The organism is Mycobacterium sp. NTMscope_Eco_3, from assembly GCF_976985685.1.
This window is the reverse complement of the sequence record NZ_CDRJYZ010000001.1, coordinates 3,008,303-3,034,811: the sequence shown is the minus strand read 5'-3', so window position 1 is coordinate 3,034,811 and position 26,509 is coordinate 3,008,303. Positions and strand designations below refer to the sequence as shown.

21 protein-coding genes and 1 tRNA gene are annotated in these 26,509 nt (G+C 67.3%); 13 read left to right on the top strand and 9 right to left on the bottom strand.

Annotation, left to right across the window (positions count from 1 at the left end):
- The first annotated feature begins 58 nt into the window (after window positions 1-58).
- The 8 genes from trpB to usfY all read left to right on the top strand — a co-directional run bounded on the left by trpB (window position 59) and on the right by usfY (window position 8,635).
- Window positions 59-1,321, top strand: a complete 1,263-nt coding sequence (gene trpB, locus AC0KTM_RS13870) for a tryptophan synthase subunit beta (protein WP_225327469.1) — start codon at window positions 59-61, stop codon at window positions 1,319-1,321.
- The gene (trpA, locus tag AC0KTM_RS13865; RefSeq protein ID WP_225327470.1) at window positions 1,318-2,133 is read left to right on the top strand and encodes a tryptophan synthase subunit alpha; all 816 of its coding nucleotides are present in this window, start codon (window positions 1,318-1,320) and stop codon (window positions 2,131-2,133) included. Before trpB ends, trpA begins: the two co-directional genes overlap by 4 nt.
- Window positions 2,130-3,698 (top strand): prolipoprotein diacylglyceryl transferase, encoded by a 1,569-nt coding sequence (locus tag AC0KTM_RS13860; protein ID WP_472415852.1) that lies wholly within the window; start codon window positions 2,130-2,132, stop codon window positions 3,696-3,698. Before trpA ends, AC0KTM_RS13860 begins: the two co-directional genes overlap by 4 nt.
- A 70-nt stretch (window positions 3,699-3,768) precedes the next feature.
- A complete protein-coding gene (locus tag AC0KTM_RS13855; protein ID WP_238956159.1) occupies window positions 3,769-4,212 on the top strand; it encodes a DUF2752 domain-containing protein in 444 nt (147 codons plus the stop codon).
- Window positions 4,213-4,277: 65 nt separating this feature from the next.
- Window positions 4,278-5,696: a pyruvate kinase gene (pyk, locus tag AC0KTM_RS13850; protein ID WP_238956158.1), complete on the top strand. Its 1,419-nt coding sequence runs from the start codon at window positions 4,278-4,280 to the stop codon at window positions 5,694-5,696.
- The gene (locus tag AC0KTM_RS13845) at window positions 5,665-6,597 is read left to right on the top strand and encodes an acyl-CoA thioesterase II (protein ID WP_238956157.1); all 933 of its coding nucleotides are present in this window, start codon (window positions 5,665-5,667) and stop codon (window positions 6,595-6,597) included. The genes pyk and AC0KTM_RS13845 overlap by 32 nt, the downstream gene beginning before the upstream one ends.
- Before the next feature lie 143 nt (window positions 6,598-6,740).
- The gene (locus tag AC0KTM_RS13840) at window positions 6,741-8,138 is read left to right on the top strand and encodes a bifunctional lysylphosphatidylglycerol flippase/synthetase MprF (RefSeq protein WP_225327475.1); all 1,398 of its coding nucleotides are present in this window, start codon (window positions 6,741-6,743) and stop codon (window positions 8,136-8,138) included.
- A gap of 185 nt (window positions 8,139-8,323) precedes the next feature.
- On the top strand, window positions 8,324-8,635 hold the full coding sequence (gene usfY / locus AC0KTM_RS13835; protein WP_225327476.1) for a protein UsfY: 312 nt from the start codon (window positions 8,324-8,326) through the stop codon (window positions 8,633-8,635).
- Window positions 8,636-8,671: 36 nt separating this feature from the next.
- On the opposite strand, the gene cydC is transcribed toward usfY, so the two are convergent.
- From cydC to AC0KTM_RS13800, 7 genes are all read right to left on the bottom strand, one after another.
- Complete coding sequence (gene cydC, locus AC0KTM_RS13830; RefSeq protein WP_472415850.1) at window positions 8,672-10,345, bottom strand: thiol reductant ABC exporter subunit CydC; 1,674 nt, start codon at window positions 10,343-10,345, stop codon at window positions 8,672-8,674.
- Window positions 10,332-11,945, bottom strand: a complete 1,614-nt coding sequence (gene cydD, locus AC0KTM_RS13825) for a thiol reductant ABC exporter subunit CydD (RefSeq protein ID WP_472417480.1) — start codon at window positions 11,943-11,945, stop codon at window positions 10,332-10,334. Before cydD ends, cydC begins: the two co-directional genes overlap by 14 nt.
- A 62-nt stretch (window positions 11,946-12,007) precedes the next feature.
- Window positions 12,008-13,048, bottom strand: coding sequence for a cytochrome d ubiquinol oxidase subunit II (gene cydB, locus AC0KTM_RS13820; protein WP_472415848.1), 1,041 nt, complete (start codon window positions 13,046-13,048; stop codon window positions 12,008-12,010).
- A gap of 42 nt (window positions 13,049-13,090) precedes the next feature.
- Window positions 13,091-14,563 (bottom strand): cytochrome ubiquinol oxidase subunit I, encoded by a 1,473-nt coding sequence (locus AC0KTM_RS13815; protein ID WP_472415846.1) that lies wholly within the window; start codon window positions 14,561-14,563, stop codon window positions 13,091-13,093.
- 86 nt (window positions 14,564-14,649) lie between these two features.
- Entirely contained in the window at window positions 14,650-15,255 is a 606-nt protein-coding gene (locus tag AC0KTM_RS13810) for an HdeD family acid-resistance protein (protein WP_425326355.1), read from the bottom strand.
- 38 nt (window positions 15,256-15,293) lie between these two features.
- Window positions 15,294-16,625 (bottom strand): adenylate/guanylate cyclase domain-containing protein, encoded by a 1,332-nt coding sequence (locus AC0KTM_RS13805; RefSeq protein ID WP_472415844.1) that lies wholly within the window; start codon window positions 16,623-16,625, stop codon window positions 15,294-15,296.
- A gap of 682 nt (window positions 16,626-17,307) precedes the next feature.
- Window positions 17,308-17,384: transfer RNA gene (locus AC0KTM_RS13800), tRNA-Leu, on the bottom strand.
- A 113-nt stretch (window positions 17,385-17,497) separates the two neighbouring features.
- On the opposite strand from AC0KTM_RS13800, the gene AC0KTM_RS13795 reads away from it, so the two are divergent.
- Window positions 17,498-18,115 carry an ANTAR domain-containing response regulator gene (locus AC0KTM_RS13795; protein ID WP_225327483.1) on the top strand — a complete coding sequence of 206 codons (618 nt, stop codon included), beginning with the start codon at window positions 17,498-17,500 and terminating at the stop codon, window positions 18,113-18,115.
- Between the two features lie 162 nt (window positions 18,116-18,277).
- Here AC0KTM_RS13795 and AC0KTM_RS13790 read toward each other — a convergent pair whose 3' ends face one another.
- Window positions 18,278-19,486 carry a lipid-transfer protein gene (locus AC0KTM_RS13790; RefSeq protein WP_196773205.1) on the bottom strand — a complete coding sequence of 403 codons (1,209 nt, stop codon included), beginning with the start codon at window positions 19,484-19,486 and terminating at the stop codon, window positions 18,278-18,280.
- A complete protein-coding gene (locus tag AC0KTM_RS13785) occupies window positions 19,483-19,935 on the bottom strand; it encodes a Zn-ribbon domain-containing OB-fold protein (RefSeq protein WP_238956150.1) in 453 nt (150 codons plus the stop codon). The genes AC0KTM_RS13790 and AC0KTM_RS13785 overlap by 4 nt, the downstream gene beginning before the upstream one ends.
- A 164-nt stretch (window positions 19,936-20,099) precedes the next feature.
- Between AC0KTM_RS13785 and polA the strand changes: the two genes are divergently transcribed.
- The 4 genes from polA (at window position 20,100) to rpsA (ending at window position 26,502) form a co-directional block, all read left to right on the top strand.
- Window positions 20,100-22,760 (top strand): DNA polymerase I, encoded by a 2,661-nt coding sequence (gene polA, locus AC0KTM_RS13780; RefSeq protein WP_472417478.1) that lies wholly within the window; start codon window positions 20,100-20,102, stop codon window positions 22,758-22,760.
- A gap of 13 nt (window positions 22,761-22,773) precedes the next feature.
- Window positions 22,774-23,403 carry a TetR family transcriptional regulator gene (locus AC0KTM_RS13775; RefSeq protein WP_472415842.1) on the top strand — a complete coding sequence of 210 codons (630 nt, stop codon included), beginning with the start codon at window positions 22,774-22,776 and terminating at the stop codon, window positions 23,401-23,403.
- A 17-nt stretch (window positions 23,404-23,420) separates the two neighbouring features.
- Window positions 23,421-24,956 (top strand): carotenoid oxygenase family protein, encoded by a 1,536-nt coding sequence (locus AC0KTM_RS13770; RefSeq protein ID WP_472415840.1) that lies wholly within the window; start codon window positions 23,421-23,423, stop codon window positions 24,954-24,956.
- A gap of 103 nt (window positions 24,957-25,059) precedes the next feature.
- A complete protein-coding gene (rpsA, locus tag AC0KTM_RS13765) occupies window positions 25,060-26,502 on the top strand; it encodes a 30S ribosomal protein S1 (protein ID WP_014942332.1) in 1,443 nt (480 codons plus the stop codon).
- Window positions 26,503-26,509 lie beyond the last annotated feature (7 nt).

Below are 26,509 nucleotides of genomic sequence, written 5' to 3'. Positions count from 1 at the left end.
TGAAGAGCCCCTGCGCTGTAACGTTGAACCCCATGAGCCATCCCCGCGTAGAGCCTTGGTGATGGTGGACCTGTCCCGCCCGGACCTTCCGCTTCCGAGCGCAGCCATCGCCGAACCCACCCGTCACGAACCCGATGCGGGTGGCCATTTCGGCGTGTACGGCGGCCGCTACGTCGCCGAGGCGTTGATGGCCGTCATCGAAGAGGTCACCGCGGCCTACGAGAAGGAACGCGTCAACCAGGACTTCCTGGACACGCTGGATTACCTGCAGGCGCACTATGCCGGGCGGCCGTCGCCGCTGTATGAGGCGCCTCGCCTGTCCGAGCAGGCCGGCGCCCGCATCTTCCTCAAGCGAGAAGACCTGAACCACACCGGTTCTCACAAGATCAACAACGTGCTCGGTCAGGCGCTGCTCGCTCAGCGCATGGGCAAGAAGCGGGTGATCGCCGAGACCGGGGCCGGTCAGCACGGCGTGGCGACGGCCACCGCCTGCGCCCTGCTCGGCCTGGAATGCGTGATCTACATGGGCGCAGTGGACACCGAGCGCCAGGCGCTCAACGTGGCACGGATGCGACTGCTGGGAGCCACGGTCGTCTCGGTCCAGAGCGGTTCGAGGACGCTCAAAGACGCCATCAATGAGGCGTTCCGGGATTGGGTTACCAATGCCGACAACACCTTCTACTGCTTCGGCACCGCGGCCGGACCCCATCCCTTTCCCGCCATGGTCCGCGATTTCCAGCGCATCATCGGCCTCGAGGCGCGCGCCCAGATTCAGGCGCAGGCGGGCCGGCTGCCCGACGCGGTGGTGGCCTGCATCGGTGGCGGATCGAACGCGATCGGCATCTTCCACCCGTTCATCGACGATCCCGGCGTGCGGCTGATCGGATTCGAGGCGGCCGGCGACGGTGTCGAAACCGGAAGGCACGCCGCAACCTTCAGCGGCGGTTCCCCCGGGGCGTTTCAGGGGTCGTTCTCCTACCTGCTGCAGGACGAGGACGGTCAGACCATCGAATCCCATTCCATCTCAGCGGGTCTCGATTACCCGGGAGTGGGCCCAGAACATGCGTGGCTGCGCGAGAGTGGACGCGCCGAGTACCGGCCCATCACCGATTCCGAGGCGATGGAGGCGTTCCGCGCCCTGTGCCGCACCGAAGGGATCATCCCCGCCATCGAATCCGCGCACGCCGTGGCCGGGGCCCTGAAGGTGGCGCCCGAATTGGGGAACGCCGCGATCATCGTGGTGAACCTGTCGGGGCGCGGGGACAAGGACGTCGAGACGGCCGCGCAGTGGTTCGGGCTGTTGGGATCCAGCGACCGATGACCGTCAAGCAGAGCGAAGCGAGCCGGCTCGGGCCGGTCTTCGAGGCGTGCCGCGAAGGCGGCCGCGCGGCGCTGATCGGCTATCTGCCCACCGGGTACCCGGATGTGCGGACCTCGGTGGACGGGATGATCGCCTTGGTCGAATCGGGTTGCGACATCGTCGAAGTCGGGGTGCCCTATTCGGATCCCGGCATGGACGGCCCGACCATCGCCAAGGCCACCGAGGCCGCGCTGCACGGGGGAGTGCGCGTGCGCGACACCCTGGCGGCGGTCGAGGCGATCAGCGCCGCCGGTGGCCACGCCGTCGTGATGACCTACTGGAACCCCGTGTTGCGCTACGGAATTGACGCCTTCGCCCGTGACCTGGCATCGGCCGGCGGTTACGGCCTGATCACCCCGGATTTGATTCCCGACGAAGCCGGGCAGTGGCTGGCGGCGTCCGAGGAGCATCGACTGGACCGGATATTTCTGGTGGCGCCCTCCTCGACGCCGCAGCGCTTGGCGATGACGGTCGAGGCGTCCCGCGGATTCGTCTACGCGGCATCGACGATGGGTGTGACGGGAGCGCGCGACGTGGTATCCAATGCCGCGCCCGAGTTGGTGGGCAGAGTCAAGGAGATATCGGACATCCCGGTCGGTGTCGGGCTGGGAGTGCGGTCGCGAGAGCAAGCCGCGCAGATCGGCGGCTACGCCGACGGTGTCATTGTCGGTTCCGCGCTGGTGTCGGCGCTCGGAGACGGGGGTTTGACCGCATTGCGCGCACTCACTGAGGAACTCGCCGCCGGTGTACGCCACAGGGCGGTCGCGTCGTGACGACGTTGCTCGCCTATTTTCCGAGTCCCGCGCAGGGCGTCTGGCACGTTGGGCCGCTGCCCATTCGGGCCTACGCGCTGTTCATCATCGCCGGCATTGTGGCCGCCCTGCTGATCGGCGACCGGCGCTGGGAGGCGCGCGGCGGCGAGCGCGGCGTGATCTACGACATCGCGCTGTGGACGGTGCCGTTCGGGCTGATCGGTGGTCGGCTCTACCATCTGGCCACCGACTGGCGCACCTATTGGGGCCCGGGCGGAGCCGGACTCGGCGCGGCCGTACGGATCTGGGACGGCGGCTTGGGCATCTGGGGCGCGGTGGCGCTCGGCGCCGTGGGCGCTTGGATCGGGTGCCGCCGGCACGGCATTCCGCTGCCGGCCTTCGCCGACGCGATCGCGCCGGGAATCATCCTGGCGCAGGCCATCGGTCGGCTCGGTAACTACTTCAACCAGGAACTCTACGGCCGCGAGACCACACTGCCGTGGGGGCTGGAGATCTTCTATCGCCGGGACCCCTCGGGTTATATCGACCCGCATTCGCTGGACGGGATCTCCACGGGCCAGGTGGCACTGGTCGTGCAGCCGACGTTCCTCTACGAATTGCTCTGGAACCTACTGATTTTCGTCGTTCTGCTCTATGCGGATCGACGATTCACGCTGGGCCACGGCCGGTTGTTCGCGCTGTATGTGGCCGGTTATTGCGTGGGACGCTTCTGTGTGGAGCTGCTGCGCGACGACACCGCCACCCACATCGCCGGCATCCGGATCAATTCGTTCACATCGACTTTCGTGTTCATCGGGGCGGTGGTGTACCTGATGGCGGCGCCCAGGGGCCGCGAAGATCCCGAGAGCCTGGGCGGAAACCAATACGTTGACGAGGAATACGCCGAGCCGGAACTGGAGCCGGCGACCGTGGCGGCGACGGCGGCCGCGGGGGGTGCGGCTGGTGCCGCGGGTGCTGCCGACGACGACGTGCCGACCGAATCTGTGGTGGGGACCGCGGAAGTCGCCGACACGGGCGGCGACGAGGCGGAATCCGACGAGCCGGAGGCCGAGGCGGTAGCCGACGAGGCCGAGGCGGAGGAATCAGAGGCCGAAGAGCTCGAGCTCGACGAGGCGGAATCCGACGAGGCGGAAGCCGAGGAACCGGAAGTCGAAGAGCCGCAAGCCGAAGAGCACGCGGATGAATCGGAGGCCGAGGCGGTAGCCGACGAGGCCGAGGCGGAGGAATCCGAGGCCGAAGAGCTCGAGTTCGACGAGCCGGAAGCCGACGCGGAAGCCGAGGAACCGGAAGTCGAAGAGCCGCAAGCCGAAGAGGCCGACGAGGCGGAAGCCGACGCGGAAGCCGAGGAACCGGAAGCCGAAGAGGCCGACGAGGCGGAAGCTGACGAGGCGGAAGCCGAAGAACCGGAAGCCGAAGCCGACGCAGAGGATTCCGAATCCGAAGAACCGGAAGCCCAAAGCGCAGAACCCGCTACGGAAGAGCCCGTCGCCGAAAAGGTTTCGGATCAACCAGAAGCCCGGCGGCGATGGGGCTCGCGACTGCGGAACCGACTGTCGGGCCGCTGACTACCCGCTCACTACCGGCGCGCCGGATCCAAGCGCCGGGGCGCCGCGAATCTGGCATGCTGGAAGCACTGTGACCAACGCGAGGTCAGCCCTTCCACCCGCGCATGCCGGCTCGCACGGCCTGCGTGCTCCTCTCGGCTATGCCGGGGCGGCGACCGGCCTCGCGCTGGGCGGCGCGCTCGGCTACGTCGCGCTGGCCGACCCGCACAATCCCGCTTCGATCTATCCGCCGTGTCCGTTCAAGTGGCTCACCGGCTGGAATTGCCCGTTTTGCGGCGGGCTGCGCATGACGTATGACGTGGTGCACGGCGACCTGGCGGCCGCCATCCACGACAACGTTTTTGTGCTGGCCGGAATCCCGATGCTGGCCGCGTGGCTGCTGGTTCGCCGCGCACGCGGCGCTTCGCCGCTGCCGCGGACGGCGTTGCTGACCGTCGTGGCCGCGACGGTCGTCTGGACGGTTGCGCGTAACTTGCCCGCCTTCCCGTTGATTCCGAGCGTTCTTGGTGGGTAAGAGCACACTGCGCGGCGCCGTTATGTGCGGGCCGTTGGGGATACACGCGACTATGCTGGGTCGGCGTGAGTAGACGCGGAAAGATCGTCTGCACCCTTGGGCCTGCGACCAATTCGGACGAGTTGATCTTGGCGCTGGTTGAGGCCGGAATGGACGTCGCCCGGTTGAACTTCAGCCACGGCGATTACGCCGATCACAAAGCCGCCTACGAACGGGTCCGGGTCGCCTCCGACGCGACCGGCCGCGCCGTCGGTGTGCTCGCCGACCTGCAGGGCCCCAAGATCAGGCTGGGACGCTTCGCCACCGGCCCCACCTACTGGGCCGACGGTGAGACGGTCCGGATCACCGTCGCGGACTGCGACGGCAGCCACGACCGGGTGTCGACCACGTACAAAAGGCTGGCGGAGGACGCCGCCGTCGGTGACCGGGTTCTGGTCGACGACGGCAAGGTCTGCCTGGTGGTCGACGGCATCGAGGGCGACGACGTCATCTGCACCGTCGTCGAGGGCGGCCCGGTCAGCAACAACAAGGGCATCTCGCTGCCGGGCATGAACGTGTCCGCACCGGCCTTGTCGGAGAAGGACATCGAGGACCTCACCTTCGCGCTGGACCTCGGTGTCGACCTAGTCGCGCTGTCCTTCGTGCGTTCGCCGGCCGACGTCGAGTTGGTGCACGAGGTGATGGACCGGGTCGGCCGGCGGGTTCCGGTGATCGCCAAGCTGGAAAAGCCCGAAGCCGTCGACAATCTGGAAGCCATCGTGCTGGCCTTCGACGCCATCATGGTGGCCCGCGGCGACCTCGGCGTCGAGCTGCCCTTGGAAGAGGTTCCGCTGGTGCAGAAGCGGGCCATCCAGATGGCCCGCGAGAACGCGAAGCCGGTCATCGTGGCCACCCAGATGCTCGATTCCATGATCGAGAACTCACGGCCGACCCGCGCGGAGGCGTCCGACGTCGCCAACGCCGTCCTCGACGGCGCGGATGCGGTGATGCTGTCCGGGGAGACGTCGGTGGGCAAGTATCCGATGGCGGCCGTACGGACCATGTCGCGCATCATCTGCGCGGTCGAGGACAATTCCACGGCCGCCCCGCCGCTGACCCACGTCCCGCGCACCAAACGGGGCGTGATCTCCTATGCGGCCCGCGACATCGGCGAGCGGCTCGACGCCAAGGCCCTGGTCGCCTTCACCCAGTCCGGCGACACGGTCAAGCGGCTCGCGCGCCTGCACACCCCGCTGCCGCTGTTGGCCTTCACCGCCTGGCCCGAGGTGCGCAGCCAGCTGGCCATGACCTGGGGCACCGAGACGTTCATCGTCCCGATGATGACCTCCACCGACGGCATGATCCGCCAGGTCGACAAGTCGCTGCTCGAACTCGGCCGCTACAAGCGCGGCGACCTGGTGGTCATCGTCGCCGGCGCGCCACCTGGCACAGTAGGGTCCACCAACCTGATCCATGTGCACCGGATCGGGGAGGACGACGTTTAACGCCCGGACCGAAGGAGAGGCCGCCATCAGCACCGATTCTGATTTCCAGGAGCTGCTGGCGACACTCGACCTTCACCGTGTCTCCGATGACCTATTCATCGGCTCGCACCCCAGCAAGAACCCGATGCGCACGTTCGGCGGTCAGCTCATGTCGCAATCGTTCGTCGCGGCCAGCCGCAGCCTGATTCGCGACGACCTGCCCCCGGGCGCGCTATCGGTGCACTTCATCAACGGTGGCGACACCGGCAAGGACATCGAATACCGCGTGACCCGGCTGCGCGACGAGCGGCGGTTCGCCAACCGGCGCGTCGACGCGATGCAAGACGGCACGTTGCTGTGCTCGGCGATGATCTCCTTCATGTCCGGCGGCCGAGGCCTCGAGCACGGAATCGATCCACCCCAGGTGGCCGAACCGCACACCCAGCCCACGATCGGCGAACTGCTGCGCGGTTACGAAGACACCGTCCCGCACTTCGTCAACGCCCTGCAGCCCATCGAATGGCGCTACACCAACGACCCCGCCTGGGTGATGCGGTCGAAGGGGGATCGGCTGCCCCACAACCGGGTCTGGGTCAAGGCGCTGGGAGAGGTTCCCGAGGACCCGGTATTGCACACGGCGACAATGGTGTATTCCTCGGACACCACGGTGTTGGACTCGGTCATCACCACGCACGGTCTTTCCTGGGGATTCGACCGCATTTTCGCCGCGTCGGCCAATCATTCCATTTGGTTTCACCGGCAGGTCAACTTCAACAACTGGGTGTTGTACTCGACGTCGTCGCCCGTGGCGGCGGATTCGCGCGGCCTGGGCGCCGGGCATTTCTTCGACCGGTCCGGGCAGCCACTCGCCACCGTGGTGCAAGAGGGCGTGCTGAAGTACTTTCCGTCTTCTCGCCGATAAACCGTTACCCAATAGCCGCAGGATATCCGCCCGAATCTCTCCCGGTAGGGCCTTGATCGGGCGTAACTTTGACCTAGCCGGGTATTCGGTGCAGAGGCGGCGGACACGCCGCCCAGCTGTTGTCAGCGCATCGGGAGGTGAGTGTGAACGGGCCGGTCGTGGACGTCACGGCAAGACCTCGCGCGCGCGAACGCGTTGTCGTTTCGGCCGATTCACTGGCGGCCCGCCTGATCGGTGCCCTGGCCCTGCTCTGCGCGACGTGCTGGCTCATCGAGATACTCGCTCGCCACCACAGCCAACCCAACTGGCAGTTCGCGGATCGGTTGGCCTGGTCGGTGACGGTGCTGATCGCTGTGGCATGGATCGCGCGCGGCGTGTTCCTGGGCCGCCCGGTGACGACGATGCACGCCATCGCGGCCGCGCTTTTCGTGCTGGCGGGGCTGGGCCTGCACGTGTTGTCCTTCGACCTGCTCGGCGACGTCGTGATCGCCAGCTCGGGCATGGTGTTGATGTGGCCGATGACCTCGCACCCGCGGCCCGCCGACCTGCCGCGTGTGTGGGAATTGATCAACGCGACCAGCGATGACGCGTTGGCGCCGTTCACCATGCAGACCGGCAAGAGCTACCACTTCACCGCCGACGGCTCCGCGGCGCTGGCCTACCGGACGCGAATGGGAATCGCCGTGGTCAGCGGCGACCCCATCGGTGACGAGACGCACTTCCCGGAACTGGTGGCCGATTTCGCCGCCACCTGTCATGCCCACGGATGGCGGATCGCGGTGGTGGGGTGTGGCGAGCGGCGGCTCAAACTCTGGAGCGACTCGGCGACATTGGGACAAACGTTGTGGCCCATACCGATTGGGCGCGACGTGGTGGTCGACGTGTCGGGCTTCGACATGGTGGGCCGAAAGTTCCGCAACCTGCGTCAGGCCGTGAAGCGCACCCATAACTGCGGCGTCACAACCGAAATCGTGGCGGAGCAGGGGCTCGACGACGCGCTGCTGACCGAGCTGACCGAGGTGGTGCGGGAATCGTCCAAAGGGGCGCATGCCGACCGCGGATTCCACATGAATCTCGACGGCGTGTTGGAAGGCCGTTTCCCCGGGATACAGCTGATCATCGCCAGGGACGCCGCGGGCAAGGTGCAGGCATTTCACCGATACGCCACGGCCGGCGGCGGTAGCGACATCACCCTCGACGTCCCGTGGCGGCGCCGCGGTGCCCCCAACGGACTCGACGAGCGGCTCAGCGTCGACATGATCATGGCCGGTAAAGACAATGGGGCACAGCGGGTTTCGCTCGCGTTCGCCGCATTCCCCGAGATATTCGACGACAAGAACCGCGGCTGGACCCAGCGCGTCTTGTACCGGCTGACCCACATCCTCGACCCGCTGATCGCGCTGGAGTCGCTGTACCGGTACGTGCGCAAGTGGCACGCGCTCGACACGCGCCGGTACGCGCTGATCTCCCTGACACAGATCGTCCCGCTGCTGTTCGTGCTGTTGTCGCTGGAGTTCATGCCGCGCCGGCGACACCTCTAACCCGCCGCCGGCGGTGGGGGACAGCCCGATTGGCAGCGGCTGTCCAGTTACTAGACAGAACATTCTCACCCACGGTGACTACCGTTGAAGGCATAGACATGGTCGGCTTCCGCATGTGCGTGGTCGCATGATCGACGCACTGTCCGGACGCCCCCCTGGTGAAACTACGGGGAAAGGGAATTGTCATGGGTGACACGTTTCGCGACCCCATCGACCATGCGAGGACGACGAGGCCGCATGCCGGTGAGTCGCTGATCGACGTGATGAGTTGGCCGGGGTACCTGTTCATGCTCGTGGGCGTGATCGCCGTCTTTCGGTGTCTCGTCGCCCTCGGCACGGGTCACGAAGGCCGCAGTGTGATCGGCGCCGTGATAGCGGTCGCGGCGATGACGGTCGGGTTGGTGTGGCTCAAGGTCGAACGCGGGCGGGTCCGCAAGCTCGAGAACCGCTGGTATGAGGAGCACCCGGACGCCTATCGGCAGCGCCCGGCCAGCTGACCGCTCCCCGGGCGGACACGCGGTAGCTCCTGGCGCTCAGGCTTTGTGACCGACGCGCAGTTCGTCGCAGCCGATTCCCTTGGCCAGGTGGTGAGTGGCCACCACCACGGTGCGCTCGGGGGACAGCAGCCGGGAATCCGGGGCCAACAGGTCGCGCAGGACCTGCTCGGCGTCGGTGACGTCGAGGTGCTCGGTGGGCTCGTCGAGCAACACGATCCGCGCGGGCGAGAGGACCGCCCTGGCCAGCAGTAGTCGCCTGCGCTGGCCCGCCGAAAGGGCTTGCGCGCCACCGATCAACACCGTGGCCAAGCCGTCGGGCAGGCCGGCGAGCCACGCGCCTAGCCCGACGGCGCCCAGGGCCGCGGTGAGTTCGTCGTCTCGGCAGTCGCCGCGGGCGACCAGCAGGTTGTCCCGGATCGTGGTGGCGAAAATGTGGGCGTCCTCGGCGAAAAAGCCGATGGCGCACCGCAAGTCGACTTCATCGAACTGAGTCAAGGCGACGCCGTCGAGCAGCACCTGCCCATCGCGCGGCGGCAGCAACCCGGCGAGCGTCATCAGCAGCGTCGTCTTCCCCGACCCGCTGGCGCCGGTCACGGCCAGCCGCGCGCCCGGGGGCAAGTCCAGAGCGACGCGGATCGAGCCTGCCGCACCGTGACCGGAACGCACGTCGGCGGACAACCGGCCGGCGCCGACTGGCCTCGGTGCTGCGTTTGTGGTTTCGACCGCCTCACGCGGGGCCTCGGCCGCCAACTCGAGCAATCGGCGCGCGGCGATCCGTGACCGCGTCAGCTGCACGGCCGCCGCCGGCAGCGGCGTCATCGCCTCGAAGGCGGACAACGGCAGCAACATCAGCACGGCCAGCGTGGTGGGCGCGACCGCGTGCGCCAGCCCGATCCCGGCCACCACCGCGCCCAGCATGCTGGCCCCGACGGCCGCGGTGGGCATCGCCTCGGCAATGGCGGCCGGTTTGGCGGCGGCGTCCAGGGCATCGCCCGACGCACGTTGCCGGCGTTGTGATTCGGCGATGACGCCGGGTAGCAGGCCGGCGACGCGAAGCTCGGGCGCATGTTCGAGAGCGATCATCGCCGCGGTGTCGCGCTCGGAATGATGGTGCCGTGCGATGTCTTCCTGGGTCGCGGCCGCCCGGCCGGCGAGGCGGGGCGCGACGAAACCGGCGATCAGCAGGCAGACGGCGAGGACGGCGGCGGCCGCCGGCGAGATGGCGGCGACGACCGCGGTGGCCGCGAGCGCCAGCACCCCCGCGACCCCGATCGGCACCAGGGCGCGCACCAACACGTTGGCCAGCTCGTCGACGTCGGCGCCCACCCGGGCCACCAGCTCACCGCTGTGCAGCCGGACGGCGGCCGCGGCGGGTCCGCGCGCCAGCCGTCGATAGACCTGCACCCGGGCGGTGCCGGCCGCGCGCAGGGCCGTGTCGTGGGTGACCAGGCGCTCGCAGTAGTGCAGCACGGCCCGCGAGATGGCGAACATGCGGACCGCGACCGCGGCGATCGAGAGGTCGAGCACCGGCGGCATCTGCCAGGCGCGGGTGATCAGCCACGCCGCGATGCCGGCCAGCGCCAGCGCGCTGCCCAGCGACAGCACCCCGAGCGCGATCGCCGCCAGCACCCGCGGCAGCCGGGGCCGCAACAGTGCCGCCGCGGCCAGTAGGGGTTCGGCGCGGCTCGTCGTCGAATCAGACTGGGGCATAGCGCACCCCACGGTCGGCGGTCACCTCGACGACCTGATCACCGATGGCAAGCACCGGCTCTCGGTGGCCGACCACGATCACGGTCGCACCGGCGCGGGCCCGTTCCACGATGGCCCGCAAGACGCGTTGCTCGGTGTGTGCGTCCAGGTGCGCGGTCGGCTCGTCGAGCAACAGCACGGCGGCCGCCGATCCGAGCGCCCGCGCGAGTCCCAGCCGCTGCCGCTGCCCTAGGGACAGCCCGACGCCGCCGCGCCCCAGCAGGGTGTCGCGCCCCGCGGGCAGCTCCGCCAACACCGCATCGAATCCCGATACCGCGCAAGCGTTTTCGAGGTCTTCGAGTTCGCCGAGCAGCATCAGGTTGTCGTCGACGGTGCCGGGCACCAGCATCGGGCGTTGCGGCAGCCAGGACAGCTGTCCCCACCATCGGGCCGGCTCCAGATCGGCGACATCGATCCCCGCGACGGTGACCCGGCCCGACGAGGGCGCGGTGATGCCGGCGATCGCCTGCAGTGTGGTGCTTTTGCCGGCGCCGTTTCGCCCGGTCAGCACGGTCACGGTGCCGGGTTCGATCAGCGCGTTCAGATCGTGCGGTGCCTGCCCGTCGCGGCCGGCGACGGTGAGATGTTCGAGGCGGATCCGCGCGCCGCGCGCGGCGACCGTCTGGGTCCCGGCCGTGGACGGGGTCTGCTCGCCGATGAGGGTGAACGCCTCGCCGGCGGCGGTCCTTCCGTCTTGCGCGGCATGGAATTCCACGCCGATGCGGCGCAGTGGCCAGTACACGTCCGGTGCCAGCAACAGCACCGTCAAGCCCGTGGTCAGCGTCATCTCGCCGAATGCCAGGCGAAGGCCGATGCCGACGGCGATCAGCGCCACCCCCAGGGTGGCCAACAATTCGAGCACCAGTGCCGAGAGGAACGCGATCCGCAGCGTCGCCATGGCCGAGCGGCGGTGCGCGGCAGCGAGTTCGGCGATGCGCTGTTCGGGGCCCGCGCCGCGTCCCAGCGCCCGCAGGGTGGGGATGCCGGCGATCAGGTCCAGCAGTCGGGCCTGCAGGGTGGTCATGGCGGCCAACGCCGCCGCCGACCGGTCCCGGGTCGCCAGCCCGATCAGCACCATGAAGATGGGTATCAGCGGCAGCGTGATCGCCACGATCGCCGTCGATTTCACGTCGTAGGCCGCGATGACGGCGACGGTGGCCGGCGTCAGGATCGCGGCGAGCAGCAGCGTCGGCAGGTATCCGGTGAGGTAGGGACGCAGGCCGTCCAGGCCGCGGGTGACCACCACGGCGGCGGCGTCGCGTTGCGCCGCGAGTGCGCCGGGCTGCCTGGCGGTCACCGCATCGAGCACCTGGCCGGACAGGTCGGCGATGACGGCGCTGGCTCCCCGCTGCCCCAGCCGGGCCTGAAACCAATGTGTCACCGCGCGAATTGCCCACAGCGCCAACAGGATTGACAGCGGCCCCCACCAGGCGTGCAGGCCGCGCGCGGGGGGATCGTCGACGACGCGTGCGACGATGCGCGCCAACACGATCGCCGAGCCGATCGCGCAGGCGGAGATCAGCACCCCACAGCCCACCGCGGCGAGCAGGTAGCGGCGCAGCGCCGTCGATGCCCGCCACAGTCTCGGGTCTAGCGGCGCCCGGCTCGCGCGGTCGTTACCGCTCAGGACGGGCGCCTTGCCAGACCGATGGGCGCCGGTATCCGCTCGGCCGAGATCCGTTGCCGGAAAACCCAGTACGTCCACGCTTGGTACACCACCGTCAGCGGCGCCATGAACGCCGTCACCCACGTCATGACCTTGAGCGTGTAGTGGGTCGAAGAGGCGTTGTAGATGGTGAGGCTCCACTGCTTGTTCAGTGTCGAGGGCACCAGGTTCGGATACAGCGAGCCGAACAGCAGGATCACCACGGCCGCGACCACCAGCGCGATGCAGGTGAACGCCCAGCCGTCGGAGGCGCGCCGCCACACCAGCAGCACCGCGGCCAGTTGCGCGACCACGGCGACGGCCAGCACCAGCCAGGTCCAGTCCTTGCCGTACGCCAGCTGCGTCCAAAGCCCAAAGCCCGCAACCAGTCCGGTCACCGGCAGCGAGAGCCACACCCCGAACCGGTACGCGTCCTCACGGATCGCGCCGGATGTCTTCAGCGCGACGAACACCGCGCCGTACAGCAGGAACAGACCGGCCGTCGCGAGGCCGCCCAACACCGTATAGGCGTTCAGCACGTCGGCGATCGAAAGGTGAATGTGGCCCGCGGCGTCCACCGGGAGCCCGCGGACCAGCACGGCGAACGCGACACCCCACAGGACGGCCGGCAGCCACGAGCCGGCGGCGATGCCGAAATCGGCCCAGCCGCGCCACTTTGTGTCGTCGATCTTGCCGCGCCACTCGATCGCCACGGCACGCACGATCATGCCGAACAGGATCGCCAGCAGCGGCAGATACAGCGTGGAGAACACGGTGGCGTACCAACCGGGAAAGGCGGCGAACATGGCCGCGCCACCGACGATCAGCCACACTTCGTTGCCGTCCCACACGGGCCCGATCGTGTTGAGTGCCGTGCGACGCAACGGTTCGGCTTCGCCGATGCCGACGCGCGCGAACGGCTCCATCAACATGCCGACGCCGAAGTCGAAGCCCTCGAGGATGAAGAACCCCAGGAACAGCATCCCGATGATGCCGAACCACACTTCTTGCAGTCCCACTGCGATCAGCTCCTTTCGGCGTCGATAAGCCCCGGCACGCCTCTAGTAGGCGAACGACAGGGGCGCCACCTCGTCAGCGCTGGGCGCGTGCGGGGGAGCGGGTTCCGCGTCGTGTTCCAGTGGCCCTTCGACGGTGTAGCGCTTGAGCAGGAAGAACCAGAGGACCGCCAGCACCGCGTAGACGAGGGTGAAGGTCACCAGCGACGTGATGACCATGCCCGGCACGTGGTTCGACACACCTTCGCGGACGGTCATCCGGACCAACGGGTCACCCGACGGGTTCGGGGCCACCACCCATGGCTGGCGACCCATCTCGGTGAACACCCATCCCGAGATGTTGGCCAGGAACGGCGTGGGAATGGTGAGCAGTGCGAAACAGGAAACCCAGCGGCCCTTGGGGGTTCGCCCGGCCCGGGTCAGCCACAGCACGGCCAGGGCGAACGCCACGGGGAACACCAGGAATCCGATCATCAATCGGAAGGACCAGTAAGTGACGAACAGATTCGGCCGGTAGTCGTCGGGTCCGAAGCGGTGCTGGTACTGCTGCTGCAGCTCGTTCACCCCTTGCAGCGTCACGCCGCTGAGCTTGCCTTCGGCCAAAAACGGCAGCACGTAATGCACCTTGATCACTTCCGTGACGCTGCCGCAGTTGTTGTGGGTGCCGATGGTCAGCACCGAGAAGTCGGGGTCGGTTTGGGTGTGGCACAACCCCTCCGCCGACGCCATCTTCATCGGCTGCTGGACGAACATCAGCTTGCCCTGGCGATCACCGGTGAAGAACAGGCCGACCGCCGCGAGCAGCACCACCCCACACCCCAGCATTGCCGCGGGGCGAAACATGGTGCGGGCCTCGGTTTCCGCGGCCTCGGTGGTGGATCCCGTCGTGCGGGAGCGCACCATCCACCATGTGCTGACGGCGGCGACGAAGGTACCGGCGGTCAGCAGCGCTCCGGCCACGGTGTGCGAAAACGCCGCTTGCGCAGTGTTGTTGGACAGCAGGGCGAAAATGCTGTCCAGCTCGGCGCGTCGCGTCACCGGGTTGTAGTGCGCGCCGACCGGGTGTTGCATGAACGAGTTCGCCGCGATGATGAAGAACGCCGAGGCGTTGACACCGATCGCGACGATCCAGATGCAGGCCAGGTGGAGCAGCTTCGGCAACCGGCTCCAGCCGAAGATCCACAGGCCGATGAACGTGGATTCGAAGAAGAAGGCGAACAGCCCTTCCATCGCCAGCGGCGCACCGAAGATGTCGCCGACGAACCGCGAGTACTCGCTCCAGTTCATCCCGAACTGAAATTCCTGGACGATGCCGGTCGCCACACCGATGGCGAAGTTGATCAAAAACAGCTTGCCGAAGAACTTGGTCAGTCGGTACCACGCGGTGTTGCCGGTGGCCACCCACACCGTTTGCATGATGGCGATCAGCGGGGCTAAACCGATCGTGAGCGGCACAAAGATGAAGTGGTAGACGGTAACAATACCGAACTGCCACCGCGAAATATCGACGACATTCATCTGTCATCTCCCGACTGCGGAGGCCCGATCAACGGCTACGACAGAGTGTAGTAGATAGGTCGGCGCCTGCGCCACCGGCGCCCGCGTCAGCCGCCGAGGGTGTTGGACGCCTTGCGGATGCCGAAGGACGAAATGACCTCGAAGATCCCGATGACGACGAACCACGCGCCGACCACGATCGCCAGGGTGACAATCGATTCGAACGGTGACGCCACGACCACGATGCCAGCGAGCAGGCTGAGCACGCCGAGGAAGATGTTCCAGCCCCGGCCGGGCAGGTGCGGGTCGCTGACGGCCGAAATCGTCGTGGCGACACCGCGGAAGATGAACCCGATGCCAATCCAGATGGCCAACAGCAGAATTGCGTATCCCTGACCGAAGTGGCGGAACGCGAGCAGCGCCAGGATCAGCGACGCGGCCCCGCTGATGAACAACAGGACCCGGCTCCCCGCCGAGACGTGCAGCGAGAACGCGAAGATGACCTGCGCGATACCGGTGATGAGCAGATACACGCCGAAGGCGACGGCGGCGACCAGGATGGAAATTCCCGGCCACGCCAGCACCAGGACACCGAGGACGATCGACAGAATTCCCGACAGCAGAGCGGATTTCCACAAATGCGGCAACAAGCTTGGAACGGGGTGGGTTCCAGGAGAGTCAGGGGAGATAGTCATGGCCGCAGTCTGGCACAAACGCGGGCCGTGGTACAGGGACCGTACAGGGACTTTGATCAGACGTGGGCGGTGTGCGATCGCCCGATGCGCAGGTCGGTCGGCTCTTCGGCTGCCTTGCGCCCGATGAGATACCAGGTGCGCATAACGCCCTTGCCCTTGACTTCGATGCGGCCCCGCTCCTGCAGGACGAACTCGTTTTTGAGCCTTTCGTACATCGCCTCGGGCACCTGGATGCGTCCGACCGAATCGGTGGACTCCATCCGCGACGCGACATTGACCGCGTCGCCCCACACGTCGTAAAAGAATCGGCGCGAGCCCACGACGCCCGCGACCACGGGTCCGCAGGCCATGCCCATCCGCAGCGCGACCGCGTCGCCGTGCGGATCCTTCAGTGCGGCAGCGACATTGGCCATGTCGAGTGCGAAATCGGCAAGGGCGAAGGCGTGATCCGGCCGGGCCCGCGGGACCCCGCTGACCACCATGTAGGAATCGCCGCTGACTTTGATCTTCTCGAGGCCGTGTTTGTCGACCAGTTCGTCGAAGGCGCCGTACAGCCGGTTCAAAAACCGCACCAGGTCGGCCGGGGTGGTGGTGCTGGCGCGTTCGGTGAACCCGACGATGTCGGCGAACAGAACGGAGACCTCGTCGTACTTGTCGGCGATGACGCTGCGCGACGAGCTCTTGAGCCGCTCGGCGATGCTGCCCGGCAACATGTTGGCCAGCAGCGCTTCCGAGCGCTCGTACTCGGCCTCCATCACCGCCTCGGCGCGCTGGGTGTCGCGCAGGGCGAACCACACCGCCACGAACACCATCACGCAGGCCGAGACGATGGTGACGACGAAGGTCATGGACTGCGCCCACGCCGGCTGTAATCCGGTGTCGCGGGGGACCAGGAACTCCAGCGCGATCACCAGCCCGGCCCCGACCGCCGTGAGGCCGGCCGCCAGCACGGTGTGTTCGATGCCCAGCAACAGCACCACCAGGCACGCGCCCACCAAGAAGAAAAACTGCGAGCCCGTCCCCGTGCCGGCGTCCCAGCAGCTGACGAAGACGGTGATGTAGGCGGCGCCGATGAAGGTCAGCGGCGCGACGAGGGCACCGAAGCGGTGCAGCCATGGCACCGCGGCGAAGATCATCGCGGCGAGGGCGTTGATCGAGATGATCTGCCAGGTCCAGACTCCGGTGATCAACTGCAAAGCGACGAAGTCGACGCAGACCAGCACGGCCAGCCACGCGGCGATCGCGAGCACCCGGTATTGGCGCGCGGCGCTGTCGGCGTAGTGCTGGTTGCGGGCGCGCGACTGGGCCCGCGCCGCGGCTACACAGTCCGGGCGCTTCGACGAGCCGTCTGGCCATCGCGGTGGGCCACCACAATCCTTGGCCGCCACGCAGCAAGCCTAACCGCTGAGCAGGGTATTTGTCGGCTGTCTAATGAATATCACCGTTTTCGCCCCCGTAAGTTTCCGGATCTGATAACCATCTTGTTATCGGGTTTTTGTCGGGTTTACGAGTCATTTGGTTCGGTTATTCAACACGTGTTGGACGCTCTGTGTGACGCGTGTTCGCCTCGACTAAGGGGTGCCTGATGGCGGTTCTCAGAAGAATCGTTCTTGCGTCGCTCATTGCCCTTGCCGCCGTGCTCATGGATGGCTGCAGTATGGCCTGTAGTGATCCGAGTTGGCTGCTACGGGTGGCCGGCGATTCCATCGGCAATTACACCGCGGGGCCGGAGGTTTCGGCTTCGGGCCAGGTGTGCGTCACGCGGTCATTCGGCGACTGAGCCGTTCGCGCTCGCGCGGCGTCCCGGGCGATCAGCCGGGTGGCGTCGCCACGCGTGTCGAATCCCGCCGACGAAGCGCCAATTTATGAATTCAAGTGATCTTTTAAGCGGCATATTGCGGCTGCGACACAAAAGGTCATAAACTCGCGCGGTTTATAAAAACGGGATAATCCATACCTTTGGAAGGTATTACGGTCGAATTGAAAACCGTGAACCGGTTTCGTCCGGCGGACGCGCCACTGCAGTACCGGAATGCCGGGCGGCGCCGATGATGCTGCCGACCGCGCTGCTGGTGCCCTCGGTGAGATTCGAACTCACACTGGACGGGTTTTGAATCCGTTTCCTCTGCCAGTTGGGATACGAGGGCTTGCCGGCCTCTTACCTTAGAGGCAGCCTCCCACCATAGAGGATTTGGTGTCCTCAGCTGTCACACCGCCCCCGCGCACGCTGGTCTGAGGCGTTCGCGACACAATGTCCGTCATGACAGGCCCCACGACCGACACCGACGCCGCTGTGCCGCGCCGGGTCCTGATCGCTGAAGACGAAGCGCTCATCCGACTGGATCTCGCGGAGATGCTCCGAGAGGAGGGTTACGAGATCGTCGGGGAGGCCGGCGACGGCCAGGAGGCCGTCGAGTTGGCCGAGCGCCATCAGCCGGACCTGGTGATCATGGACGTGAAGATGCCGCGCCGCGACGGCATCGACGCTGCCTCGGAGATAGCCAGCAAGCGCATCGCCCCGATCGTCGTGTTGACCGCGTTCAGTCAGCGCGACTTGGTCGAGCGTGCCCGGGACGCCGGGGCGATGGCCTACCTGGTGAAGCCGTTTACCATCAGCGACCTGATCCCGGCCATCGAATTGGCCGTCAGCCGGTTCGGCGAGATCGCGGAGCTGGAGCGCGAGGTGGCGACGCTGTCCGATCGGCTGGAGACCCGCAAGCTGGTGGAACGCGCCAAGGGTCTGCTGCAGACCGAGCAGGGCATGACTGAGCCCGAGGCGTTCAAGTGGATTCAGCGGGCCGCCATGGACCGGCGGACGACGATGAAGCGGGTCGCCGAAGTGGTTCTGGAGACCCTGGATCCGCCCAAGGATGCCTAACTTCGGCGGCCGAGTGTGAGCTCACGGAGTCGAGTGTGAGCTCAGGGATTCGAGTGTGAAGCCACGGCTTTGACTGGGAACCCACGGCGACGACACGCCGAGCGCGGGCGCCGTGGCCGCACACCGAAAGCCGTGGCTTCACAGCCGAAGCCGCCGTAATCCCTAGCGGGCGACGATCACCGACGAACCGTGCCCGAACAGCCCCTGGTTGGCGGTGATCCCGACGGTGGCGTTTTCCACCTGTCGACCGGTGGCCTGGCCGCGCAGTTGCCACGTCAGCTCGCAGACCTGAGCGATCGCCTGCGCGGGGATGGCCTCGCCGAAGCACGCCAGCCCGCCGGACGCGTTGACGGGAACCCGGCCGCCGATGGTGGTCGCGCCGCTGCGCAGCAGCGCCTCGGCTTCGCCCTTGGGGCACAGGCCCAGGTGTTCGTACCAGTCGAGCTCCAGCGCGGTGGACAGGTCGTAGACCTCGGCCAGGCTCACGTCCTCGGGCCCGATGCCCGCCTCGGCGTAGGCCGCGTCGAGGATATGGTCCTTGAACGCGCGATCGGGTGCGGGCACCGCGGCGGTGGAATCCGTTGCGATGTCCGGCAATTCGGGCAGGTGCTGCGGATAGTTCGGGGTGACCGTGCTGACCGCCCGCACCGAGGGCACGCCGGCCAGCGAGCCGAGATGTTCGCGGGCGAACTTCGCGCTGGCCACGATCAGCGCGGCCGCGCCGTCGGAGGTGGCGCAGATGTCCAGCAGCCGCAACGGGTCGGCCACCACCGCGCTGGCCAGCACGTCCTCGACCGACACCTCCTTGCGGTACCGGGCGTTCGGGTTCTGCAGGCCATGCCGCGAGTTCTTGACCTTGACCTGGGCGAAATCCTCGAGCGTGGCGCCGTAGAGGTCCATCCGCCGCCGCGCCAGCAGCGCGAAGTACACCGGGTTGGTGGCGCCGATCAGGTGGAACCGCTGCCAGTCGGGGTCGTTTTTGCGCTCACCGCCGACCGGGGCGAAAAAGCCCTTCGGCGTGGTGTCGGCGCCGATGACGAGGGCAACGTCGCAAAAGCCGGCCAGGATCTGGGCCCGGGCGCTCTGCAGCGCCTGCGAGCCGCTGGCGCACGCGGCATAGCTCGAGCTGACCGGCACGCCGTTCCACCCGAGCTTCTGCGCGAACGTCGCACCCGCGACGAACCCGGGGTAGCCGTTGCGGATGGTGTCCGCGCCCGCCACCAACTGGATCTGACGCCAGTCCAGGCCCGCTTCGTTCAGCGCGGCCCGGGCCGCGGCCACCCCGTATTCGGTGAAGTCGTTGCCCCACTTGCCCCAGGGATGCATCCCGGCGCCCAAGATGTACAGCGGTTCTGGAGCGCTCATCGTCACGCCACCTTCCACGCGTGCACGATGCGCTGCACGCCGTCGTCGTCGGTGTAGAGCGGCATGGTGGTCAGTTCCATCTCCATGCCGACCTTCAAGTCGGCGGCCAGCGTGCCCTCGACGACCTTGCCCAGCACGATCAGGCCCTCCTTCGCCAGCTCCACGGCGGCGACGGCGAACGGCTCAAACGGGTCCGGCGACGGGTAGGGCGGCGGCGGCGCGTACCGATTCTCGGTGTAGCTCCACAGCTTTCCCCGCGTCGACAGCGCGACCGATTCCAGCGCGTCGCCGGTGCAACCCGGATTGGGGCAGTTGTTCTCCCGCGGCGGGAAGACGTAGGTGCCGCACTCGGGGCACTTGCTGCCGATCAGATGCGGGACACCGGCTTCTTCGCTAGTCGAGTCGGTGGCGAACCATCCATCCACCGCCGGTTCTTGTCGGATGACTTCTGGCACCGGGCCAGCGTACCCAGCCCACGCATAAAACTGAAACGTGTTGCAGTTCTGCGGGCGGCACGGTCGGGACGCGTAACTCGTCGCACCGGGTGCCTAAAGTGAAAGCCGTGCCCGCCACGAAAACCGCTACGAAGGCCAGCGAGGAACAAACCAGGCCGACGCTCATGCTGCTGGACGGCAATTCCCTGGCGTTTCGGGCGTTCTATGCGCTGCCCGCCGAGAACTTCAAGACCCGCGGCGGGCTGACCACCAACGCGGTCTACGGCTTCACCGCCATGCTGATCAACCTGCTGCGCGACGAAGCCCCCACCCACATCGCCGCGGCCTTCGACGTGTCGCGGCAGACCTTCCGCTCCGAGCGCTACCCGGAGTACAAGGCCAATCGGTCGGCGACGCCCGACGAGTTCCATGGCCAGATCGACATCACCAAGGAGGTCCTGGCGGCCCTGGGCATCACGGTGCTCGCCGAGCCGGGATTCGAGGCCGACGACCTGATCGCCACGCTGGCCACCCAGGCCGAAAACGAGGGCTATCGCGTGCTGGTGGTCACCGGCGACCGCGATTCCCTGCAGCTGGTCAGCGAGAACGTGACGGTGCTCTATCCCCGCAAGGGGGTCAGCGAATTGACCCGCTTCACCCCGGATGCCGTGGTCGAAAAGTACGGGCTGACGCCCACCCAGTACCCCGACTTCGCCGCGCTGCGCGGCGACCCCAGCGACAACCTGCCCGGCGTCCCCGGCGTGGGGGAGAAGACCGCCTCCAAATGGATCGGCGAGTACGGGTCGCTGCAGGCGCTGGTCGACAACGTCGATTCGGTGCGCGGCAAGGTGGGCGACGCGCTGCGCGAACATCTGGCCAGTGTGATCCGCAATCGCGAGCTCACCGATCTGGTCAAAGACGTGCCGCTGGCCCAGACGCCCGACACGCTGCGGCTGCAACCGTGGGACCGCGACCAGATCCACCGGCTCTTCGACGACCTGGAGTTCCGGGTGCTGCGGGACCGGCTGTTCGAAACCCTGGCCGCGGTGGAGCCCGAGGTCGACGAGGGCTTCGACGTGCGTGGCGGCGCGCTGGAAGCGGGTGAGCTGGCGGTGTGGTTGGCCGAGCACAGCTCGGGGAAGCGCTTCGGGCTGGCCGTCGTCGGCACCCACCTGGCGTACGACGCCGACGCTACCGCGCTGGCCATCGTGTCCGCCGACGGCGAGGGCCGCTACATCGACACCGCGACGCTGGACCCCGAAGACGAAGCGGCGCTGGCGTCCTGGCTGGCCGACCCCGGCCCGCCCAAGGCGCTGCACGAAGCCAAGCTGGCGATGCACGACCTGGCCGGGCGGGGCTGGGCGCTGGCCGGCGTCACCTCCGACACCGCGCTGGCGGCCTATCTGGTGCGCCCCGGGCAGCGCAGCTTTTCCCTCGACGACCTGTCGCTGCGCTATCTGCGGCGCGAGTTGCGGGCCGAAAACCCTGAACAGCAACAGCTTTCGCTACTGGATGACACCGACGGCACCGACGACCAGGCGGTACAGACACTGCTTTTGCGTGCCGTGGCGGTGCTGGATCTGGCCGACGCGCTCGACGAGGAGCTGGCCCGCATCAACTCCACCTCGTTGCTCAGCGGCATGGAGCTGCCGGTGCAGCGGGTGCTGGCGGGGATGGAAAACGCCGGCATCGCAGTCGATTTGGAGTTGCTGACCGAGCTGCAGAGCGACTTCGCTCACCTGATCCGCGACGCGGCCGAAGCGGCGTACGCGGTCATCGGCAAGCAGATCAACCTGGGCTCGCCAAAACAGTTGCAGGCGGTGCTCTTCGACGAGCTGGAGATGCCGAAGACCAAGCGCACCAAGACTGGCTACACCACCGACGCGGACGCGCTGCAATCGCTGTTCGACAAGACCGGTCACCCGTTCCTGCAGCACCTGCTGGCCCACCGCGACGCCACCAGGCTCAAGGTCACCGTCGACGGGCTGCTGAATTCCGTGGCCTCCGACGGGCGCATCCACACCACGTTCAATCAGACCATCGCCGCGACGGGCAGGTTGTCGTCGACCGAGCCGAACCTGCAGAACATCCCGATCCGCACCGAGGCCGGCCGGCGGATCCGCGACGCGTTCGTGGTCGGCGACGGCTACGGCGAGCTGATGACCGCCGACTACAGCCAAATCGAGATGCGGATCATGGCCCACCTGTCCAAGGACGCGGGGCTCATCGAGGCCTTCAACACCGGGGAGGACCTGCACTCGTTCGTCGCCTCACGCGCCTTCGGCGTGCCGATCGAGGAGGTCACCGCCGAACTGCGCCGCCGGGTCAAGGCCATGTCCTACGGGCTGGCTTACGGACTGAGCGCCTACGGGCTGTCCGCCCAGCTCAAGATCTCCACCGAAGAGGCCAAAGACCAGATGGAGCAGTACTTCGCCCGGTTCGGCGGGGTCCGCGACTACCTGATGGACGTCGTGGAACAGGCCCGCAAGGATGGCTACACCTCGACGGTGTTCGGCCGCCGCCGCTATCTGCCCGAACTCGACAGCAGTAACCGCCAGGTGCGCGAGGCCGCCGAGCGGGCGGCGCTCAACGCGCCCATCCAGGGCAGCGCGGCCGACATCATCAAGGTGGCGATGATCGAGACCGACCAGGCGATCAAGGACGCCGGGCTGTCCTCCCGGATCTTGCTGCAGGTGCACGACGAGCTGTTGTTCGAGGTCGCGCCGGGGGAACGAGAGCAGCTCGAAGCCCTGGCGCGCGACAAGATGGGCGGCGCCTACCCGCTGGACGTCCCACTCGAGGTTTCGGTCGGCTACGGGCGCAGCTGGGACGCTGCGGCGCACTGACAGGCCACCGTCCATGCCCGCGGCAAAGCGCAGTCGAGGTCGCCCGGCGGGCTCGCGGGTGGATCCCGGCGAGCGGCGCTCGGAGCTCCTCGACGCCGCCGAGCGGGTGATCCGTGCCAAGGGCCCGTCGGCCGGACTGGTCGACATCGCGGGCGAGGCCGGGTTCGTCCGGTCGGCGGTCTACGCCGTGTACCCCGGCCGTGACGCGCTGCTGGCCGAGCTGAGCAAACGCACCTCGCAGCGGCTGCTCGCCGAAATCACCACTCGCGCAGCCGGTTCCACCGACCTTCGGGAGCGGATGGCGTTGTTTTTCGACGTGATCAGCGCGTGGATGCAAGCCGAGCCGAACCTTTACCGGGCCCTGACCGGCGACCCGTCGACCAGTGTCTTCGAGCAGCTGGCCGGCGCCGTCGAATGGATGCTGGCGTCGTCGTCCGGCTCCGAGGACGCGCGCATGGCGGCGGCGCCTTGGTCGCGGGCCATCGTCGGGTCGGCGGTTGCGGCCGCGGAATGGTGGTGCCGGACGGGAACCATGCCGCGGGAGGCGCTCGTCGAACACCTCACCGCACTGTGCTGGGACGGCGGGGCGGCCCTGCCGTTCAACGCGGATGACATCAAGACCATTGACAACGCCCAATCATAATAGACAGACTGTCTTTTATGGTTCTGGCAGAGGTTCAAGCTCCTTCGCGCTACTGGGAAAACATCGTCGGCGAAACCGATGTCGACGTCACCGAAATCACCGGAACGATCCCCGACGGCCTGGTCGGCACCCTGTACCGGAACGGCTCGGGCCGCTGGACTCTCGGATCGCAGCAGGTCGAGAGCATTTTCGACGCCGACGGGATGGTCAGCGCGTTCGTCCTCGACGGATCGGGGGTGCGTTTCCGCAACCGCTTCGTCCGCACCAAGCACTACCTGAGGTCGACGGCGGCCGGACGCCTGGTGGACCGCGGCTTCGCCTACCAGCGCGACGGCGGCACGTTGGCGAACGCGCTGCGGCTTCCCGCCAACACCGCCAACACCAGCGTCATGGTCAACCGAAACCAGCTGCTGGCGCTCTGGGAGGGCGGACCGCCGCACGAACTCGATCTCGACACCCTGGACACCATCGGGCCGTCAAACCTCGGCGGGGCGCTCAAGGGTGCGGTCCGGGCCTATTCGGCGCACTACACCTACGACCCGGCCACCAACACCAAAATCAACTTCGGGTTCGACCCGTACTTTCCGCGGATCGACCTGCGCCACGTGCTGCGCGGGGCCGGCGGTCGCGAGCGGTGGCGCCGGCTGCGGGAGTTGGCGGGCGAGGCGGTGCCGCGGATGCGCCTGCGGCTCTATCAGACCGGCGCCAACGGCGTGACCCGCTACCTGCGCGCGGTGCCGCTGCCCGGGATGGGCGTGGTGCACGACATGGCGTTGACCCGGCGCTACGCGATCTTCGTCGTATCGCCGCTGCGCATCAACCCGTGGGCGCTGGCCGGCCACCAATCCTATTGGGACTCCATACGTTTCAAGCCGCACACGCCGTCGTACTTCGTTCTCGCGCCGCGCGACGGGGGCCGGGTCCGGGTGGCCGAGACCGACCCGTTCTATCACTGGCATTTCACCAACGCTTATGACGACGGCGACGACGTCGTCGTCGAGCTGCCGCGGTTCGTGCCCCAGACGTATGCCGGCATGAAGAAATACACCGCACACATCCGGTCGGACATCGCCCAGCTCGACAACTACGGGGCCATCGACGACGCCGTGGTGCTGACGCGGTTCCGGATCACCCCGTCGGGGCGGGTGTCCGGCGAACCGTTGGCCGATTTCGGGTGCGAATTCCCCCAAATCGACCAGCGGCGTTCCACGACGCGGCACGACGTGTCCTACGTGACCGTCCAGGACCCCGCGAAGTTCGAGGGCCAGGGGATCGCGCGCATCAATCAACGCACCGGCGCGGTTCAGACCTATTGCCCGCCCGGCGACGTGCTGGTGGAGCCGACGTTTGTGCCGCGCCCCGGCGGAACGGCCGAGGACGACGGCTGGTTACTCACGGTCGGATACCACGAATCGCAGCATCGCAGCAGGTTAATGGTGGTCGACGCGGCCCGCGTGGCGGACGGCCCGATCGCGGAGGCCTGGCTGCCGTTCCACGTGCCGATGAGCTACCACGGCGCCTTCACCAACCGGGTGGCCCACCGAACCGGGTGAAGCGCCGGGACTGGGTTTGGCCAGCGTGTGCACAGTCGAGTAGCCTCGATGGGTAAATCCCAATTGTCCCTACGACCAAACCTGTCCGGAGCACCCCAACAATATGCCGAGTCCCGCCGTCACCTCGCCGCAAGTAGCCGTCAACGACATTGGCTCCAGCGAGGACTTTCTCGCCGCAATAGACAAAACGATCAAGTACTTCAACGATGGCGACATCGTCGAAGGCACGATCGTCAAAGTGGACCGGGACGAGGTGCTCCTCGACATCGGCTACAAGACCGAAGGGGTCATCCCCGCCCGCGAGCTCTCGATCAAGCACGACGTCGACCCCAACGAGGTCGTTTCCGTGGGAGACGAGGTTGAAGCGCTGGTCCTCACCAAGGAGGACAAAGAGGGCCGCCTGATCCTGTCCAAGAAGCGCGCGCAGTACGAGCGCGCCTGGGGCACCATCGAGGCGCTCAAGGAGAAGGACGAGGCCGTCAAGGGCACCGTCATCGAGGTGGTCAAGGGTGGCCTGATCCTCGACATCGGGCTGCGCGGCTTCCTGCCCGCCTCGCTGGTCGAGATGCGCCGCGTGCGCGATCTGCAGCCGTACATCGGCAAGGAGATCGAGGCCAAGATCATCGAACTCGACAAGAACCGCAACAACGTGGTGCTGTCGCGCCGGGCGTGGCTCGAGCAGACGCAGTCCGAGGTGCGCAGCGAGTTCCTCAACCAGCTGCAGAAGGGCGCCATCCGCAAGGGTGTCGTCTCCTCCATCGTCAACTTCGGCGCGTTCGTCGACCTCGGCGGTGTGGACGGTCTGGTGCACGTCTCCGAGCTGAGTTGGAAGCACATCGACCACCCGTCCGAGGTGGTCCAGGTCGGCGACGAGGTCACCGTCGAGGTGCTGGACGTCGACATGGACCGCGAGCGGGTTTCGTTGTCGCTCAAGGCGACTCAGGAAGACCCGTGGCGTCACTTCGCCCGCACCCACGCCATCGGCCAGATCGTGCCCGGCAAGGTCACCAAGCTGGTTCCGTTCGGCGCGTTCGTCCGCGTCGAGGAGGGCATCGAAGGTCTGGTGCACATCTCCGAGCTGGCCGAGCGCCACGTCGAGGTCCCCGACCAGGTGGTTGCCGTCGGCGACGACGCGATGGTCAAGGTCATCGACATCGACCTGGAGCGGCGCCGGATCTCGCTGTCGCTCAAGCAGGCCAACGAGGACTACACCGACGAGTTCGACCCGGCGAAGTACGGCATGGCCGACAGCTACGACGAGCAGGGCAACTACATCTTCCCCGAGGGCTTCGACTCCGAAACCAACGAATGGCTCGAGGGATTCGACAAGCAGCGCACCGAGTGGGAGGCCCGCTACGCCGAGGCCGAGCGCCGGCACAAGATGCACACCGCGCAGATGGAGAAGTTCGCCGCGGCCGAGGCGGCCGGGCACGCCGGCGGCGAGCAGTCGCCGGGCAACGGTGCGCCCCCGGAGAAGGCGGGCGGATCGCTGGCCAGCGATGCCCAATTGGCCGCGCTGCGGGAGAAACTCGCCGGCAACGCGTGACCCCTTC